At 37.1% G+C, this 16,909-nt stretch carries 18 protein-coding genes; 1 reads left to right on the top strand and 17 read right to left on the bottom strand.

Features of this window, described 5'->3' with window-relative positions; translation table 11 throughout:
* Positions 1 to 22: 22 nt before the first annotated feature.
* The 4 genes from AC0L8O_RS01890 to AC0L8O_RS01875 all read right to left on the bottom strand — a co-directional run bounded on the left by AC0L8O_RS01890 (position 23) and on the right by AC0L8O_RS01875 (position 5,749).
* Complete coding sequence (locus AC0L8O_RS01890; protein ID WP_473446375.1) at positions 23 to 1,846, bottom strand: assimilatory sulfite reductase (NADPH) flavoprotein subunit; 1,824 nt, start codon at positions 1,844 to 1,846, stop codon at positions 23 to 25.
* A 173-nt stretch (positions 1,847 to 2,019) separates the two neighbouring features.
* A complete protein-coding gene (locus AC0L8O_RS01885; RefSeq protein WP_473446374.1) occupies positions 2,020 to 2,997 on the bottom strand; it encodes a nuclease-related domain-containing protein in 978 nt (325 codons plus the stop codon).
* Positions 2,998 to 3,240: 243 nt separating this feature from the next.
* A complete protein-coding gene (locus AC0L8O_RS01880; RefSeq protein ID WP_473446373.1) occupies positions 3,241 to 4,845 on the bottom strand; it encodes an ABC transporter permease in 1,605 nt (534 codons plus the stop codon).
* A gap of 19 nt (positions 4,846 to 4,864) precedes the next feature.
* Entirely contained in the window at positions 4,865 to 5,749 is an 885-nt protein-coding gene (locus AC0L8O_RS01875; protein ID WP_473446372.1) for an ABC transporter ATP-binding protein, read from the bottom strand.
* A gap of 145 nt (positions 5,750 to 5,894) precedes the next feature.
* On the opposite strand from AC0L8O_RS01875, the gene AC0L8O_RS01870 reads away from it, so the two are divergent.
* A complete protein-coding gene (locus AC0L8O_RS01870; RefSeq protein WP_473446371.1) occupies positions 5,895 to 6,482 on the top strand; it encodes a TetR/AcrR family transcriptional regulator in 588 nt (195 codons plus the stop codon).
* Positions 6,483 to 6,544: 62 nt separating this feature from the next.
* On the opposite strand, the gene AC0L8O_RS01865 is transcribed toward AC0L8O_RS01870, so the two are convergent.
* The 13 genes from AC0L8O_RS01865 to AC0L8O_RS01805 form a co-directional block, all read right to left on the bottom strand.
* Positions 6,545 to 7,180, bottom strand: a complete 636-nt coding sequence (locus AC0L8O_RS01865) for a histidine phosphatase family protein (protein ID WP_473446370.1) — start codon at positions 7,178 to 7,180, stop codon at positions 6,545 to 6,547.
* A 140-nt stretch (positions 7,181 to 7,320) separates the two neighbouring features.
* Complete coding sequence (locus AC0L8O_RS01860) at positions 7,321 to 8,772, bottom strand: DHA2 family efflux MFS transporter permease subunit (protein ID WP_473448588.1); 1,452 nt, start codon at positions 8,770 to 8,772, stop codon at positions 7,321 to 7,323.
* 36 nt (positions 8,773 to 8,808) lie between these two features.
* Positions 8,809 to 9,378 (bottom strand): TetR/AcrR family transcriptional regulator, encoded by a 570-nt coding sequence (locus AC0L8O_RS01855; RefSeq protein WP_473446369.1) that lies wholly within the window; start codon positions 9,376 to 9,378, stop codon positions 8,809 to 8,811.
* Between the two features lie 169 nt (positions 9,379 to 9,547).
* On the bottom strand, positions 9,548 to 9,745 hold the full coding sequence (locus tag AC0L8O_RS01850) for a YezD family protein (protein WP_473446368.1): 198 nt from the start codon (positions 9,743 to 9,745) through the stop codon (positions 9,548 to 9,550).
* Between the two features lie 324 nt (positions 9,746 to 10,069).
* On the bottom strand, positions 10,070 to 10,855 hold the full coding sequence (locus AC0L8O_RS01845; protein WP_473448585.1) for an aliphatic sulfonate ABC transporter substrate-binding protein: 786 nt from the start codon (positions 10,853 to 10,855) through the stop codon (positions 10,070 to 10,072).
* Between the two features lie 238 nt (positions 10,856 to 11,093).
* Positions 11,094 to 11,933: an ABC transporter permease gene (locus AC0L8O_RS01840; protein ID WP_473446367.1), complete on the bottom strand. Its 840-nt coding sequence runs from the start codon at positions 11,931 to 11,933 to the stop codon at positions 11,094 to 11,096.
* A gap of 13 nt (positions 11,934 to 11,946) precedes the next feature.
* Positions 11,947 to 12,717 (bottom strand): ABC transporter ATP-binding protein, encoded by a 771-nt coding sequence (locus AC0L8O_RS01835; RefSeq protein WP_473446366.1) that lies wholly within the window; start codon positions 12,715 to 12,717, stop codon positions 11,947 to 11,949.
* Positions 12,718 to 12,734: 17 nt separating this feature from the next.
* A complete protein-coding gene (locus AC0L8O_RS01830) occupies positions 12,735 to 14,081 on the bottom strand; it encodes an LLM class flavin-dependent oxidoreductase (protein ID WP_473446365.1) in 1,347 nt (448 codons plus the stop codon).
* 111 nt (positions 14,082 to 14,192) lie between these two features.
* Complete coding sequence (locus tag AC0L8O_RS01825) at positions 14,193 to 14,342, bottom strand: Fur-regulated basic protein FbpA (RefSeq protein ID WP_473446364.1); 150 nt, start codon at positions 14,340 to 14,342, stop codon at positions 14,193 to 14,195.
* A gap of 38 nt (positions 14,343 to 14,380) precedes the next feature.
* Entirely contained in the window at positions 14,381 to 14,905 is a 525-nt protein-coding gene (gene ssuE, locus AC0L8O_RS01820) for an NADPH-dependent FMN reductase (protein WP_473446363.1), read from the bottom strand.
* Positions 14,906 to 15,021: 116 nt separating this feature from the next.
* A complete protein-coding gene (locus AC0L8O_RS01815; RefSeq protein WP_473446362.1) occupies positions 15,022 to 15,921 on the bottom strand; it encodes a sulfite exporter TauE/SafE family protein in 900 nt (299 codons plus the stop codon).
* 167 nt (positions 15,922 to 16,088) lie between these two features.
* Positions 16,089 to 16,544, bottom strand: coding sequence for an SRPBCC family protein (locus AC0L8O_RS01810; protein ID WP_473446361.1), 456 nt, complete (start codon positions 16,542 to 16,544; stop codon positions 16,089 to 16,091).
* The gene (locus tag AC0L8O_RS01805) at positions 16,541 to 16,885 is read right to left on the bottom strand and encodes a MerR family transcriptional regulator (RefSeq protein WP_473446360.1); all 345 of its coding nucleotides are present in this window, start codon (positions 16,883 to 16,885) and stop codon (positions 16,541 to 16,543) included. Before AC0L8O_RS01805 ends, AC0L8O_RS01810 begins: the two co-directional genes overlap by 4 nt.
* Positions 16,886 to 16,909: the final 24 nt, after the last annotated feature.

The following is a 16,909-nucleotide window of genomic DNA, read 5'->3' as shown; positions in this document are numbered from 1 at the left end:
AAAATCTCCTTTCAATCAAAGATCAATATACATCACGCTGATAGCGTTTCGTTTGCTGCATGTCGGCAAGGTAGCTTTCCGCTTTTTCACGGCTTAGCCCGCCTTCTTTTTCAATAATATCGATAAGGGTCTGATGCACATCATGTGCCATATGCTTTTCATCACCACAGATGTAAACAACCGCACCTTGTTCAAGCCATTCGAATAGTTCCTTGCTGTGCTCCTTCATACGATGTTGCACATAAACTTTTTCTTCTGTATCACGGGAGAACGCAACATCCATTTTCGTTAGGACGCCATCTTTTAACCATTTTTGCCATTCTGTCTGGTAAAGGAAATCTGTCACAAAATGCTGATCTCCAAAGAACATCCATGACTTTCCTTCCGCACCGACCTCTTCACGCTCCTGCATAAAGGAACGGAAAGGTGCCACACCTGTACCAGGTCCTACCATGATAATCGGTGTGTCCGGATTTTCCGGAAGCTTAAAGTTTTGGTTATGTTGAATATAGACCGGTAATGTATCACCAGGCTGCAGGCGTTCTGCAGTTAAAATGGATGCCACACCATTTCGTTTACGGCCATGAGTTTCATAACGAACTGCACCAATTGTTAAATGAACTTCTTCCGGGTTTGCTGCTAGACTGCTAGAAATAGAGTACAAACGGGAAGGCATTTTACGTAAAATCGCAACAAAATCCTGTGCCGAAACATTCCAAGGTCCAAAATCACGAAGTAAATCTATTAAATCACGTCCGTCGATATACGTTTTTAATTCATTGATTTTTTCCGGAGCAACAAGAGTTTTTAATTCTTCATTTGAAGAAAGCTGTGCTGCTTTTTCAATTAAAGGCTTTGTCAGAACAGTAATTTCGAGTTTTTTGCTTAATGCTTCCTTCAGCGTTATCTCTTCTTTATTAACAGTAACTGCTTGATTTCCATCCCATTTTGTTGTTTCTAACACTAGCTCAACAAGCGCAGGATCATTCTCCGGATACACACCAAGGCTGTCACCAGGCTCATAAGTTAGTCCGGAACCTTCAAGAGATAACTCTACATGACGTGTTTCTTTATTAGAACCACGCCCATTTAAATTAAGGTTTTCAAGAACTTCTGCTTTAAAGGGATTTGTACGGGAATACGCTGATTCAACAGCAGGTGCTACAGCAACAGCAGATGCTGATTCAACACTTGCAGACTGCACTTCACTTAATCCTGCATACACTCCTTCAATCCATTCTGCAGCAGGCTCATCAAAATCAAGATCACAGTCAATACGCGGGTATAAACGAGTGCCTCCAAGATCTTCTAAACGTTGATCAAATTCTTTTCCTGTTTGACAGAAAAACTCATATGAGCTATCACCAAGTGATAACACCGAGAAGCGAAGATCATCGAGCTTTGGAGCACGTTTTCCATGTAGGAACTCATGGAATGATAACGCATTATCCGGTGGATCTCCCTCTCCATGTGTACTGACCACAATAAGAAGATTCTCTACCTTTTTTAAATTATTCGGTTTGAAATCACTCATTGATGATACAGTCACTTTATAACCGCGCTCTTCGAGTGTCTTTCCTGACTTTTCAGCAAGACTCTGGGCATTACCTGTTTGTGAACCATAAAGAATTGTAACATCTTTTGATACCGGCTTTACATTAGCTTGAGCAACTGCTCCTGCTACCGGTGCCTCGGGAGCAGCCGGAACACTAGCAGAACCAGACTGAGTAGCAGCTAAATATCCGCTCAACCAGACTTTTTGCGAATCTGTCAAAGTTGGCAGAAGACGATTAAGGAGCTCAGCTTGCTCCTGATTAAACGGGCTGTTCATTACCTGAAGTTGCAACAAAATCCACCTCACAAAGAAATATACTTATACAAATTATTACATAATTCCTAGTTTCCATCATTTTTTGCTCACATACAAGTAAAAAATATAATTCATTTTAACACAACTCATTATTCCTATCAATAAAGTTGGAATTAATTGTGTAAAGAATTAAAAAGTTTTTGTCAAATTTAAAATTCCCTTATTTTGGTAAGATCATATTTCCGTCCTTTATTCTCTCCTACATAAGGTATATTCATTGATTTTAGTAATCTTTTTGCCGTGTCCGCAGATTGGAGATTCAAAAATTCCCGCAATTGACTATTAGTTATTGTTGAATTGAATAGCATTCTATATTCATTTATTGCTTGTAGATGAGCATGTTTACTTTTCATTTTGCAAACTGGACAACCCCAGTAACCGTGATACCTTTCCATGCCAATATATTTGCATGAAGAGCATATCACTCCTTTTTGAATATCATTTTTTGTTAATTGAAACTTCTCAAAAATGCTTTGATCTAGTTCAAGATGGTGTTTTAAGAGGGACCGTGATACTTTTTTCAATTCTTTCGGATTAAGTGTTATTGATGATTTTGACTTTTCAAGCTGAAGTAGCTTTTCAGGGAGTTCTTCCTTACGTATAACTTGTTGACTAATATGAAGGATTTTTTTTGAAGTACGGATAATTGATTGAGGATTGCTGACCACAACATAAGAGGTAATGGGCATTTGCTTGATACGGTGCTTTTCTAGCCATCTCTTTAACTGCTGTTCCTGTCTTCTTAACTGTGTTAAAGGATAAGAATAAGCACGCTCTTTTCCATTGTGGGTGGTTTGAATAAGTTGCTTAAAATCATGATCAAAATAAAGCGTACCTGAAATATTTTTAACCTCAAGGATAATAAAATGGCTTTTTGTTAGGAGCAGTGTATCAATTTGAAAGAAGGACGAATTGTCTTTCAGGCGCAAATCGTGAAAAATCAGGTAATTTTTTTCATCCAAAAAGCTTAAAGGATAATCTAATGAAGTTTCTCCCCTATATCCAGCCTCTCTTTTTTTAAGTTCTTCTTTTATCTTCGGGATTTCAGGATGATGAGGAGAAATTCTGTCTAATAATGCATGCAATTTAAGGATCATAAGAGGTTTCCTGCGTTCTTTGACAATCATAGCATCACTCCAATGGATGTTTTCACCTAATTAAGTTCTCTATTTTTATAAATATCCCTTTCTCTGGTTCGAATTTAATTTAAATAATTCTTAATCAGCGATTTCAGAGATATATCGGCGATCTGAAATTTATATCAGCGAAATTGAACATATATCGGCGAAAAGCCGAATATATCAGCGGCAAACAACCACCGCCAATTAAAAAGCCCTCTAATAGCAGCCAGGCTATTAGAGGACTCCAATTCATCCTTCTATGTCCCGTTTTCGATACCCGATAAATCCGATGATCATAAGAGCAACTGAGATACAAGTTAGTAAAGTAATAGAAACATAGTTTATTTCCTCTACAGGAACCTGCGGAACATGACCGAATGGTGAGAGATTTCCCATCCATTCCGGAAATTGAAGAAGTTCACCTAAATAAACAACGAAGAAGGAATAGCCTAAATACAACCATGCAAATCCGGAGAATCGGGGAATCACACCAATTACGAATACACCCAAACCTGTCATCATCCATATTGCTGGCAAATAAACGATCGCTGCTTTACATAATAAACTAAAAGAAATAGGATCTTGCATAACACTTGCCGCTGCGGCCCATAATCCAATTGTCGCAAAACATAACATGACAAATCCTAATACAATGGAAAGAAATAAGTAACTCCCTAGCAGTTTATACCGGGATACCGCGCTAGTTAATAAATGTTCAGCCCGATTTTGTTTTTCTTCCCCCTTTAATTTAAAGAGAACCATTAAAGCAGGTACTGTGCTAATCATCGAAATTACAGACATTAGCATGGAAACAAATTGTTCTGTCAACGATAAGCCTTCAACAGGTGTTAACATTTGACTCACCATCTCATTACCTGAAAAAAATGATTCTAAATCTCCAAATACTGAGCCATAAGAAACACCTAAAATCAACATTCCGATCGCCCATGTCATAATAGATGTCCGTTGAATTCTAAATGCTAGACCAAACGAACTTTGCAATAATCGTGATGCATGCTTTCGACCTGGCCTAGATGAAATAAATCCTGCGCCCACATCACGAATCGTATTTAAATAATATGCTAAGATCATAAGAATAATAGAAAACAAGATCGTTAGCCCGATTGGCCACCAATAATTGTTTACATATACTTCGGTTTTCAATCCCCAACCTAACGGTGAAAACCAAGAGATTGTTTCATTGCTCACATCACCGATTGCACGAATTAAATAAGATATACCTAATACCGTAAAGGACAGACCGATTGTTCCTCTAGCATTTGATGATACTTGTGCAAAAAACGCTGTAACAGCACTGAAGAAAATACCTATTGTCCCGAGAACTACTCCATATAATAGTGAGCCTTCAAGATCCATACTACCGATCCGCAAACTATATAATCCAACTCCAATGATAATTGCTAGTAAACTATTCATTACGATTAATACAATCATTGTTGCACTTAATGATGAAAGGCGCCCAACAGGCAGGGAGCGAATTAATTCTAATCGTCCTTCTTCTTCATCTGCCCGTGTATGTCTTGTCACAAGTAAAATGCTCATGATAGCGACAACTATTGCGGTAAATAGTAACATTTGATGAGCCATCATCGGTCCTTCTGTATAATGATCCAGCCCATACCCCGGTCCTACCATTGCGGTCATGGCCGGATTTTTCATCGTTTCTGCTATTGCCTGTCTTTCTTCATCTGATTTATAAAGACCTGTGAAGGCTGTTGCTGTGATAATTGTGATGAAAGAAAGTGCGATAAGCCAGATTGGAAAACGAATGCGGTCCCTTCTTATTAGGAAGCGGGTCATTGTTCCAGTTTCACTATAAAGCTGTTTCCACATGAAGATCTACCTCCCGCTCTCAAGTTTCATCATAATGACGCATAAACAAGTCTTCTAATGTTGGCGGAGTGCTTTCTAATTTATCGAGACCAAACCGGGAAATATAACGGATTACCTCATCAAGATCCTTTCCATCTACTTGAAAAGAAAATTCCCGATCATTTCCGGCTAGTTCATGAATGCCCTGAATTGTTTCAAGCCCTAAAATAGGCTGCTTTGTTTGAATAACTAAATTTGTTCTTGTAAGGTGACGAAGCTCATCTAATGTTCCAGTTTCGATAATCTCTCCTCGCCTAATGATCCCTACACGATCACAAAGTCTCTCCACCTCTGATAATATATGACTTGAAAGAAGCACACTTTTTCCATCTCTCTTTGCTTCTAATACACATTCTTGAAACACCTTTTCCATTAAAGGATCAAGACCAGATGTAGGTTCATCTAATATAAAGAGATCAGCATCAGTTGAAAAGGCAGCAATTAATGCTACTTTTTGACGGTTTCCTTTAGAATAGGTACGACACTTCTTCGTAGGATCTAAATTAAACCGCTGGATCAATTCATCTCTGCGATTTTTATCCACCGATACACCTCGTAAGCTCATGAACAGATCAATCACCTCACCACCCGTTAAGTTTGGCCAAAGATTTACATCACCAGGCACATAGGATAAATGCTTATGGATTTCAACCGCATCCTTCCACGCGTCCTTTCCAAAGATCTTCACTTCTCCGCCAGATGCTTTTAAAATCCCTAAAAAGATCCGTATTGTAGTCGATTTCCCTGCTCCATTTGGGCCAATAAACCCATATATTTCCCCTTGATTTACTTCAAAATCCACATGATTTAAGGCTGTAAATTTTCCGAATTTCTTTGATACATTAACTGCTTTAAGGATCGACATGATTCTCCCCCTTTTATAAGTTTTGAAATATTTTAACTTATATATTTCATAATATACAAATACTTAGTTGTTTTCAAGATATTTTGAACTCATTCATTTGTGATATTTCATATTTTTGATTAAACTAAGAATGAGGTGAATTAATTTGGACGGGTTTCAACGACGAAAAGAACAAAAGAAACAAAACATTTTAGAAGCAGCATTGCAATTATTTATGGACTTTGGGGTTCAAAAAGTAGCCATTTCAGATATTGCGAAAAAGGCAAATGTTTCGCAAGTAACGATATACAATTATTTTGAAAGCAAGCACAATCTTGTAAACGAAGTCTTTCTCTACTATGTCAATAAAGCAACCAATCAATTTGAACAGGTTATTCATAGCGACATACCATTCCCAGAAAAAATTAAAACCCTTATTTTTAACAAGAAAGAAGTTGCTAGTTCAATTAATGAGGAGTTTTATGAGTATTTAATGAAGGAATTCTCCACTGAAGGAAATTATATAGAGAAAATATATGCAGAAAAGGCTGTACCTTATCTTCAACTTTTACTTAAAGAAGGAAAAGAACAAGGATTTATTGATAAGAAGTTATCGGAAGAGGCTATGTTATTTTATATATACATGCTTAAGGACTATATACAGCGCAAAGATATTTATCAAAAAATCCTCCCCCTTACTGAGGATATTACAAATATTTTTTTCTATGGCATTATGGGAAAAGAGCGGGAATGATGGTTATTACAAAAAAATAGACGCCTGACTTAAATCCACGCGTCTAAAAATACGTATACACCTTATGTCAATTGCTTGCTACCTTCATTTCTATACGAAGTATCTGCAATTTTCTCAACCTGTAATTGACCATTTCCATAGCTTACAACTGAAACACTACAGTTTTCATGTACTTGGAATTCCTTGCTTTTTGTTACTTGGATGATGTAATTCCCGATCGTGACTCCGTGTGAAAAAATAAGAATATTTCCACCCTCTGATGCATGTTTTTCGACGATCTCTTTTACAGCTTCTTCCGTTCTAGTAAAAAGCTGTGCATAAGTTTCTCCTTCAGGGGCACATGCATTTACATCAAGACTAAATAATTTTTCAAGTGCATCACCATATAAGCTCGGAATTTCATCCTCAAGCAACGCTTCCAAAACACCAAAATTCATTTCCTTGAGTCTCTTGTCTATAATTAATGGTATGCTCCTTTCACCAATCGCATACTTTGCTGTGTCCTGAACACGTTGGCTATCACTTGAGTAAGCGGCAATAAACGGAATATCCTCTAATCCCTTACCAACAGATTTTGCCTGTGAAATCCCTTTTTCAGTTAGTGGTGAATCACAGAAACCCTGCATACGTCTTTCAACATTATATTGAGTTTCTCCATGGCGAACAAAATAAAGTGTTACTTTGTTTTCTCTAGTCACAATGAACACGTCCTTTTCTATATGTCTAATTGGCATTTTAGCATAACTTCAAAAATATTCTAACTAAAGCTTTCCAACTAAAAGCAAATTGATCGTATTAAAAAACAGCCTTCTGTCATAGCAAGGCTGTCTTAAAGACATCACATAGGGTGTTCTACTTTGACCCGTTTAATAAATATTGCAATAACTAGGCCAACAATCCCCATAATGATCGCAAATACAAATGCATCTTGAACACCTGCTGTGAAAGCTAGAAGCGGATTTAGCGGATTTGCTTTATCTTCCACTGTACTCATAAATCCTTCTGCTCCTGATGATAAAATCGAAATCGCAACAGCTGTTCCAATTGCACCAGCAACTTGTTGTAATGTGTTCATAATGGCTGTTCCGTCTGGGTATAATTCACGTGGTAATTGATTCAAACCATTTGTCTGCGCAGGCATCATGACCATTGAGACCCCAACCATTGTGATAATGTGAAGGGTGATAATGAAAGCCGAACTAGTCTCAATTGTAATTGTAGAGAAGCCAAACATCGCTCCAGTTACAACGACAATTCCAATTGTCACCAGCCACTTCGGACCAAATTTATCAAATAGTCCTCCCATTACCGGCGAAAGAATTCCATTGATAATTCCCCCTGGTAAAAGGAGAAGACCTGCAGCAAATGTACTTAAAGATAAAGATGTTTGCAAGTAGAGCGGCAGTAAAATCATAGAGGATAGAATAACCATCATACATACAACAACCAAAAGTAGTCCAATCGTAAACATCGGATATTTAAAAGCTCTTAAATTAAGAACCGGTTGCTCCATCTTTAATTGTCTTAGTGTGAAAAACAGTAAGGATACTGCTCCAATAATCATGGAGGCAATCACAGTTGCACTTCCCCAACCGCCACCTTCTCCTGCACTACTAAATCCAAATACGATTCCACCAAATCCAAGTGTAGATAACACGATTGAAAGGATATCAATTTTAGGTTTTGTTGGATTCGTTACATTTTGCATAAAGATCCATCCAAATATTAGGGCACCAATCAATAATGGTAAAGAAATCCAGAAAATCCAATGCCATGATAAGCTTTTAAGGATTAGTCCTGAAATTGTCGGTCCAACCGCAGGTGCAAACATGATAACAAGACCAATGATTCCCATAATTCTTCCACGTTTATGTGGTGGTACAATCATAAGAATCGTGTTAAACATCAATGGAAGCAGCAAAGCTGTTCCAATTGCCTGCACTACACGTGCGATCATTAGCACACTAAAGCTTGGGGCAATTGCAGCAATAAATGTCCCAATAATCGATGCTACAAGAGCTGTAATAAATAATTGTCTAGTTGTAAACCACTGCATAATCAACCCTGATACAGGAACTAAAATTCCAAGTGTAAGTAAATACCCAGTCGTTAACCACTGTGCAGTTGTTTCATGAATCCCGAAATTTTCAATTAAGTTTGTTAACGCCATATTAAGAGCTGTTTCACTAAACAAGCCGATAAATCCGGCAACAACAAATGAGATGATAATCGGTACAACACGCAAATCGCTTGCTGCCACATCCCCTGTTTTTACTTGTGTATTACCCATTTCCATTCTGTTTCCTCCTACATACATCTCTCTCTTTTAATTTTTTAACAGCCACGATACCTGCTTTGCAATCACTCGTAAAGGATCACCATTTTGATATGTGCTTGACATAATACATGCCCCTTCTATCATTGCCGCGATCGTTATCCCTAATTCTTCAGTTCTCTCTTTATCACATCCATACTTTTCGAGAATGTCAGCATATAATGATTGCCAATCCTTAAAAACCATTTCACACGCATGTCGAAGCTTCTCATGTGTTGAGGCTGTTTCTGAAGCAATTAATCCTATTGATAAGCCCTCTACACATTCTTTCTTATCAAAGACAGTAGCTATGTTATTTATATAAGATTGAAACGCTTCTGATGCAGAATTTCCACCATTTAAATCCTTCTCCGCTCCCCCCAACACAAGCTTTCTCATCTCAGAAATTGCTTCTAGCGCAATTTCTTCCTTTCCATTTGGAAAATGATAATAAATAGAACCTTTTGGAGCACCGCTTTCCTCAATAATTTGATTCAGCCCTGTTCCGTTATAACCTTGCCGTTGAAATAAGCGTGTTGCGCTTTGCAAAATTATGTCCTTTGTGTCCTGCTTTTTCTTCATCTGATGCTCACCTCAAAATTATAACAACCGGTCTAGAAAATAATATAGGAATTTAAGAAATTAGTCAATTGATATGATGACCTTTATCGAATAAAAAAATAAAAAACAAACATAGAATTTTTTTGAAAATGAAGATAAAGAAAAGGACAGGAATTCTCATCCTGTCCTCTTACCTTTCCAAATCATCTTTAATTGTCCTTAATTGTTTATTACTCTTTTTTAATCCAAACCGATACTTTTCTCCTTTTTCTATTTGTGTAACCTGTGAATCATGTACGGTAATTTGGACAGTTCCATACTCAATGTTCTCTAATAAACTAACAATCTTATCAATTATTTCTTGATCGACCTTACTATTCGAAGACAACTAAATCCTCTCCCTTCATTAAACTTACTCGTAGAAGCATGTCTTCCAAAGCCCTATTTCGTCCATGTATTTTTGAAGTGTCATATCGTTTATTTTCTTAATACCAAGTATACCTATATGATTTAATTACTTTATATCATATTATGTATCTCATACTAAAGCAATCACTTTTTTGCGAAATAATTCCACTTTTTTTAGAAACTATATTGAATGAAAAGACCAAACAGATTACTCATTACAAACCTGTTTGGTCTTATTTATTATTGCCTTAACGCTTCATCCACAAATTTATTTTCAATTACTTTTGATGTATCCAATTCCCGATCAATCCCACCAACTGAATAGAGGAAATCTGCCTTGCTCCTGATGTGCTTTAGCAAATTCTTCTGTTGTTGGAGACAAGATTGGCTCAGACTTTTCTAAGACCGTCCGAATAATTTCTACGTCAACCTTCTGCGCCTCTGCTATTTCCTTGGAAACTCCATCAATATCCTCAAGAAAATGCTGTAGAACTTCGTCATATGTTTTAAGGAATAACACGGTTAAATCTGGATGCTTCTCTGTAAACTCTGTTCTGGCAATTAAAAAGCTTGGAGCATTAATATTCAAATCTTGTCCCGTCACTAATTCTTTTGCATCTGTTTGAAATACAGCGGTAGTAGCATATGGCTCCCAAATTGACCAAGCGTCAATTGAACCGTTATCTAAAGCTGGTCTTGCTTCATCTGGTTGAAGTTGAATGATCTCAATATCACTATCCTTTAATCCTGCACGATCTATAGCCATATATAAGAAATTATATGCACTACTCCCTTTTGCTACAGCAATTTTCTTCCCCTTTAAATCTGTTAACTCCTTAATCGTGCTTCCTTTAGGTACAATGATCGAATTACCTTTCTTTCCATCGCTAGAAACAGCAATCGCCTTAAAATCAACATTTCCTGACTGCCCTGCAATAACTGGCGTACCTCCCACAGCCCCAAAATCCAACCTACCTGATGCAAGGGCCTCAAAATGTGGTGGACCACTCGCAAACTCATTCCAAGTTACTTTAACCCCTACTTTTTCAAATGCTTTTTCAAAATATTGTTTCTCCCTTGCATAAGGCAGGATTCCTGTCTTTCCCTGAACACCAATGTTAACGACAACATCCTGGCTTTCCTTAGCACTGAGCTACAGGTTCAGATGGTGTTTCTTTACTTGTTGTATTGCCACAAGCACTTAAAACGAGAATTATTGCTATTAATGTTAAGCCTATCATTGTTTTCATTTTCCTAATCATAGATATGACCCCTCTCCTATTTTACCTATATACTTAGTCGGATTTAAAACAACAAAAATACTCCACTTATCCCTGAAAATTATCCTGCCATTTTAAAAGCTTGCGTTCAAAAATCCGAACAAATGAATCTGATACTTTACCAAATACAGCAAAAATAATAATTCCCACAAAAACAATGGATGTTTGAGAAAACTGTCTGGCATCCATAATGAGATAGCCGATACCTTGACTTGATCCCATTAATTCCGCTGCTACTAAAGCCAACCAGGAAACACCTAATGATAACCTCAAGCCTAATAATATATTCGGTAATGCTGCAGGTAAAATTAACAAAGTAATTTGCTTCCATCTACTAAACTCCAATACTTTTGCTACCGAAAACAGTTTAGAATCTACACCACGTATTCCCAGAAACGTGTTCACATATAAAGGAAAAAATGCTCCTTTTGCAATGAGTAAGATCTTTGAAACCTCTCCAAATCCAAACCATAATATAAACAAAGGGATAACAGCCAAGGTTGGAATTGTTCTAAGCATTTGTAGAGTTGGATCAACCGTTTGTTCAATACTTTGATTAAACCCAACCGCTAATCCCAGCAATACTCCTAATGTCCCACCTAACAAAAAGCCTCCGATTGCCCTCCACAAGCTTATTTGAAAATGTGTAATAAGATCCCCTGTCATAACAAGATCCAGAAATGTCATAAATATGAAGGTTGGTCTTGGAAGTAATGTATCAGAAATAAGTCCGAATATCCCTGTTAACTCCCAAAGAACGATTATCGTTAGTGGTAAGATAAATCCCTTCAAGATGACACTTGCTTTTCCTAACTCTTTTTTCCTTTTTACTCTTTTATCATGCACTGTTTGTATTTTCCCCAAAGAAACTGTGGAATGATTTGCCACTTCCTATCCCCCCTTAAATACCTGCACTGTTTACTAACTCAAGCTCTTCCACCTTTTCAAATTCTCCTAATACAAGTTGACGGAACTCTTGGAAAACTCTTGATGACTTCCTCCTTGGAAATGGAAGATCGATTGAGATGACATTTTGTATAGTACCTGGTCTTGCACTCATAATGACAACTTTGTTCCCTAAATATATAGCTTCATCTATGTCATGTGTAACAAAGATCATTGATGTCTTTTCCTCCTTCCATATTTCCAGCAAAGCTTCCTGCATATGTGAACGAGTGAAAGCATCTAATGCACCAAATGGTTCATCTAATAGGAGCACCTTCGGCTTCCTAAGTAAAGCTCTTGCGATGGCAACACGCTGTGCCATTCCTCCCGACAGTTCTTTTGGATATGCTTTTTCAAATCCTTCTAACCTAACAAGCTCCATTAACTTCTTAACATTCTCTTTTACTTCCATCTTTTTTAATGGTAAATTTCCTGCAATATTCTTCTCCACCGTAAGCCATGGAAACAATCTCGGTTCCTGGAAAATAAATCCCTGGTTAATCCCAGCCCCTGTAATCTTATCCCCATCCAGCTTTATTTCACCTGAATACTCGGTATCTAAACCTGCAATAGCTTTAAGTAAGGTGCTCTTTCCGCATCCACTTGGTCCTATTACAGTGATGAATTCACCTTGTTTTACATGTAAGGTAATGTCTTTTAGAACGATCAATTCCTCTTTTCCTTTTTCAAAGGATTTAGTAAGCTGAGTTATTTCCAATAATGACATTTTTATCTACCTCCTGTTTATACATTTATTTGATTAAAATGATTTGAAGGTCTTTGTAACCCAAGATGATCTCGTAAAGTTAGACCCGTGTACTCTTCTCTAAAAAGCCCGCGGTTCTGTAATTCCGGAATAACTAAGTCAACAAAGTCATCTAAGCCTCCGGGTAAGTATGGTGGCATAATGTTAAATCCATCTGCAGCACCATGTTCAAACCACTCCTGCAGCTGATCAGCAATTTGGATAGGGGTTCCTTTTATTTCTCTATGTCCTCGCGCTCCTGCTACCCGCTGGTAAAGTTGACGTATTGTTAGGTTTTCTCTATCACCCAAATCTTTTACAAGCTGAAATCTTGTTTTAGCTCCATTGATATCTTTAATATCCGGTAAATCCGGAAGAGGCTCATCTACAGGGTAATTTGATAAATCATAGCTTATCAGCGCTGACAATAATCCTACGCCCACTTTTTGAGGTATCAATTCAACAAGATGCTGTTTCTTTTCATTTGCTTCCTTCTCGGTTCTTCCAATGACCGGAAAAACACCTGGCATGATTTTTAGCGATTCTGCTGACCTTCCATACTTTTTGAGTCTCCCCTTTACATCCCGATAAAAATTCTGAGCTTCACCTAACGTTTGCCAGGCAGTAAAAATGACCTCAGCTGTCTTTGCAGCCAATTCTTTTCCTGATTCCGATGATCCTGCTTGGATAATAACTGGATGACCTTGCACTGGTCTTGAAATGTTCAACGGTCCCTTTACAGAAAACCATTTCCCCTTATGATTCAATTGATGTACTTGAGCAGGATCAGCAAATCTTGCAGACTCTCTGTCTATTAACAATGCATTATCTTCCCAGCTATCCCACAGCTTCTTCACTACCTCTACAAACTCTTCTGCCCGTTCATACCTTACACTATGCTCAAGATGATGATCTTTACTAAAATTTAATGCTTCTGCTTCACTTGAGGATGTCACAACATTCCAAGCTGCTCGACCTCGACTTAGATGATCTATCGTTGCAAATTTTCTTGCTAAATGAAATGGTTCATTATAGGTAGTGGAAGCTGTTGCAGTTAGTCCTATATGGTTTGTCACAACAGATAAAGCAGAAAGTAACGTTAAAGGATCAGGACGAACATTGACCGATTGCTCAATACCAACACCATCCCGATCATGAACAGCATATCCATCAGCAAAAAAAATCATATCAAATTTCCCACGTTCTGCTGTTTGAGCCAGTTTCCGATATAGGTCAAAAGATAAAACATCATCTGTTTGACTCTCAGGATGTCTCCAAGCTGCAACATGATGACCCGGTATCATAAAAAATGCTCCTAAATTCATTTGACGTTTTTGAAGTGTCATTATAATCATCTCCCTTTTTTACAGAAAAGAGCAGCCTTCTTATCTGTTGAAAGGCTGCTCCAGTTTTCTGGTCACATAGTATTTATTTTTATATTGATTATCCAAACGACTCTATTTTGTTTCCTTCATATATTCATGTTCAATTTCTGATAGAGTCAATTCATAGAGGTGATGTTCTTCCTTCTTATATATTCCTAACGCTATTAACTGTACTATTAGTTTTTCTTTTCTCATATCTACTGCCTCTCGAAGCTTTGTCATTCAACTAAACCTCCTTACATTTTTAAAAAGACGTAGATTTAGATAAGCCTAAGAAACGCTTCAATACCTTGATTTAATCTTTGCTGAGCGTCTTCATTGATTATAAATTTATTCTCCCCTGTTCGTTCTATGTGCTGATCGATAGTATATACACCATTCGATATAGTAGTTGCCCCCAAGACTGAAAGAACTGGATTTAATGCATACTGTATAGTTAGCAAATGTCCAAATGACCCACCTAAAATTAGTGGCAGAATTACCTTATCTTTCAAACCCTTTTGTGGTAAAAGGTCAAGATATGTTTTCAATATCCCTGAATAAGATGCTTTGTATACCGGGCTTAATATAATTACACCTGTAGATTTTTTTATCACCTCATTTGCTTTGATAATGGCCCCACTATCAAAATTAGCTTTAATTAAATCTTCTGATGGTAGATGATGCACATTAATTGTTTCAAAATAGATTCCTTTTTCCTTTAACACACTTGTTACATAATCTAAAATACCGTTTAAACGTGAATATTCATTTGGTGCCCCAACAATTATAGAAACGTTTGTCATGTCAATTTCTCCTTACCTTTTTTATTGATATGGACGAGTTTGCCTTCGGGTTTCCGATCAGCAAAAAGGCCCCCGTCTAAGTGAAATATTCCTTAGTTTCGAGAGCCTCTAGTTTTCTAGTCAGCTAATGATTTTTCTTCTGCTTTATTCAAATTTTTGTATGCTCCTAGTTTAGAGATCGTATGGGAAATAGCGACTATCCAAATTAGGGCAATTCCAATATAAATATATGGATAGATAACATCATTCTCTATCCACGTGTGTACAATTGTTCTGGCATTCACTAAGATGATGAATCCACCAACAAGCACTCCCATCAACTGTGCAGGAACTTTTTGAACTAACCATGCTGCTATTGGAGCTGCAATAATTCCGCCTATCATTAATGCTCCAACCCACAACCAATTTACCTCTTCCCACCCCAATGAAATGAGAAACCCTATAGTAGCAGAAACCGCAATAGCAAACTCACTCGTATCAACCGTACCTACTACTTTTCGCGCACTCATTCCTTTTCGAGATAACAACACTGGTGTAGCGATAGGTCCCCAGCCACCGCCTCCTGTCGCATCAGCAAAGCCGGCAATTAATCCTAAAGGAATTGATTGCTTACGAGTCAATTCAATGCCTTTCTTCTCCTCGGATGTACGAAATTTAAATAAAAATCTTGTAAGAACATAGATACCTAAAAGTAATAAAAAGAGCGATATATAGGGTTTGACTAAATCTCCAGGTAGATTACTAAGGAATGTAGCACCTAAAAAAGCACCTATTGATCCTGGAATAATTAAACGAAAAACCGCTTGTTTATCCACATTCCCAAATTTTATATGTGATGCTCCAGATGCAGCAGTTGTGACTACCTCTGCCAAGTGAACAGATGCTGAGGCAACTGCAGGTGCTATTCCAAAGGTTAGTAAAAGTGTAGTGGATGTCACACCATACGCCATGCCTAATGCTCCATCTATTAATTGCGCAAGTAGACCGATAAAAGCAAAAATAAGTAACTTTTTCATTATAAACTTCCTTTCCTTTTTAAAATAAAAAAGGCATAACCCTCTATAAGAATATGGGTTATGCCTTCGGTCGTCCGATCGGCTTTTTATTTTATTTTTGATTAATCTGATTATAATCCCTACAATTCCTACCTGTCAACTGGTATTTAACAAAAAATTACTCTGTATTATGACCCTTTCATCGCTTCTGTTTGAACTCTTTGTAAAAACTCTTTTACTACATCATCATTACCTTTTTGACTGCTTAATTTCATCATAGCTCTTCCAATGAAGTTCACACCTTTATTATGTCCTGCATATATAAATTTAGTTGTTTCTTCATCTATTTTTAAAAGATTGAAAGTTAAAGATATTTCGAATGCTTTGCCTAGCAAAAACCGTATCTGTTTCTTCTTCTTGTCTTCTCTATCTTCATAAGCTAATGTTTCAACAATATACGTTTCAACTCTTTTTCCTTCACGGTATTTTTGCTGGTGCTTCGCACCTACTTCATGTTCCTTTTTTTCAATTAGTGTATGCTCTTCTACTTTGGGCATGATTTTTTTAATATTTTTATCTAAAAACAAACTCCATACATGTTCTATATTTTTATTGATAACGATTTTTTCTTTCCATTGAATCATTTACTTTCCTCCTCACCTGATAACAAAAACTCATCGATCGCTTTCATTTGGAGTTGCAGCTCTTCTATTTCGAGCATAATTTTTTTTCGTTTTTGGCGTAGTAATAAATCCAGATTTTGAAACGATTCATCTTCCATGACTGAGATCATTTCTTGAATCGTAAAGCCTAAGCTTCGTAATTTTACTAACAGTATAGCAAGGAAATAACTACCATCGTCATAGTATCGATAGTTATTTTTCGGGTCTATGTATGCTGGTTCAATCAATTTTACTTCTGCGTAATACCTGAGAGTTTCTTTGCTTAAACCAGTGAGCTTAGCAAATTCACTTATTTTATACATCTTGTCCTCCCAAAACGATCATAA

Source organism: Metabacillus sp. KJ11-3 (assembly GCF_055808295.1).
This window is presented reverse-complemented; position numbering and strand designations above follow the sequence as displayed.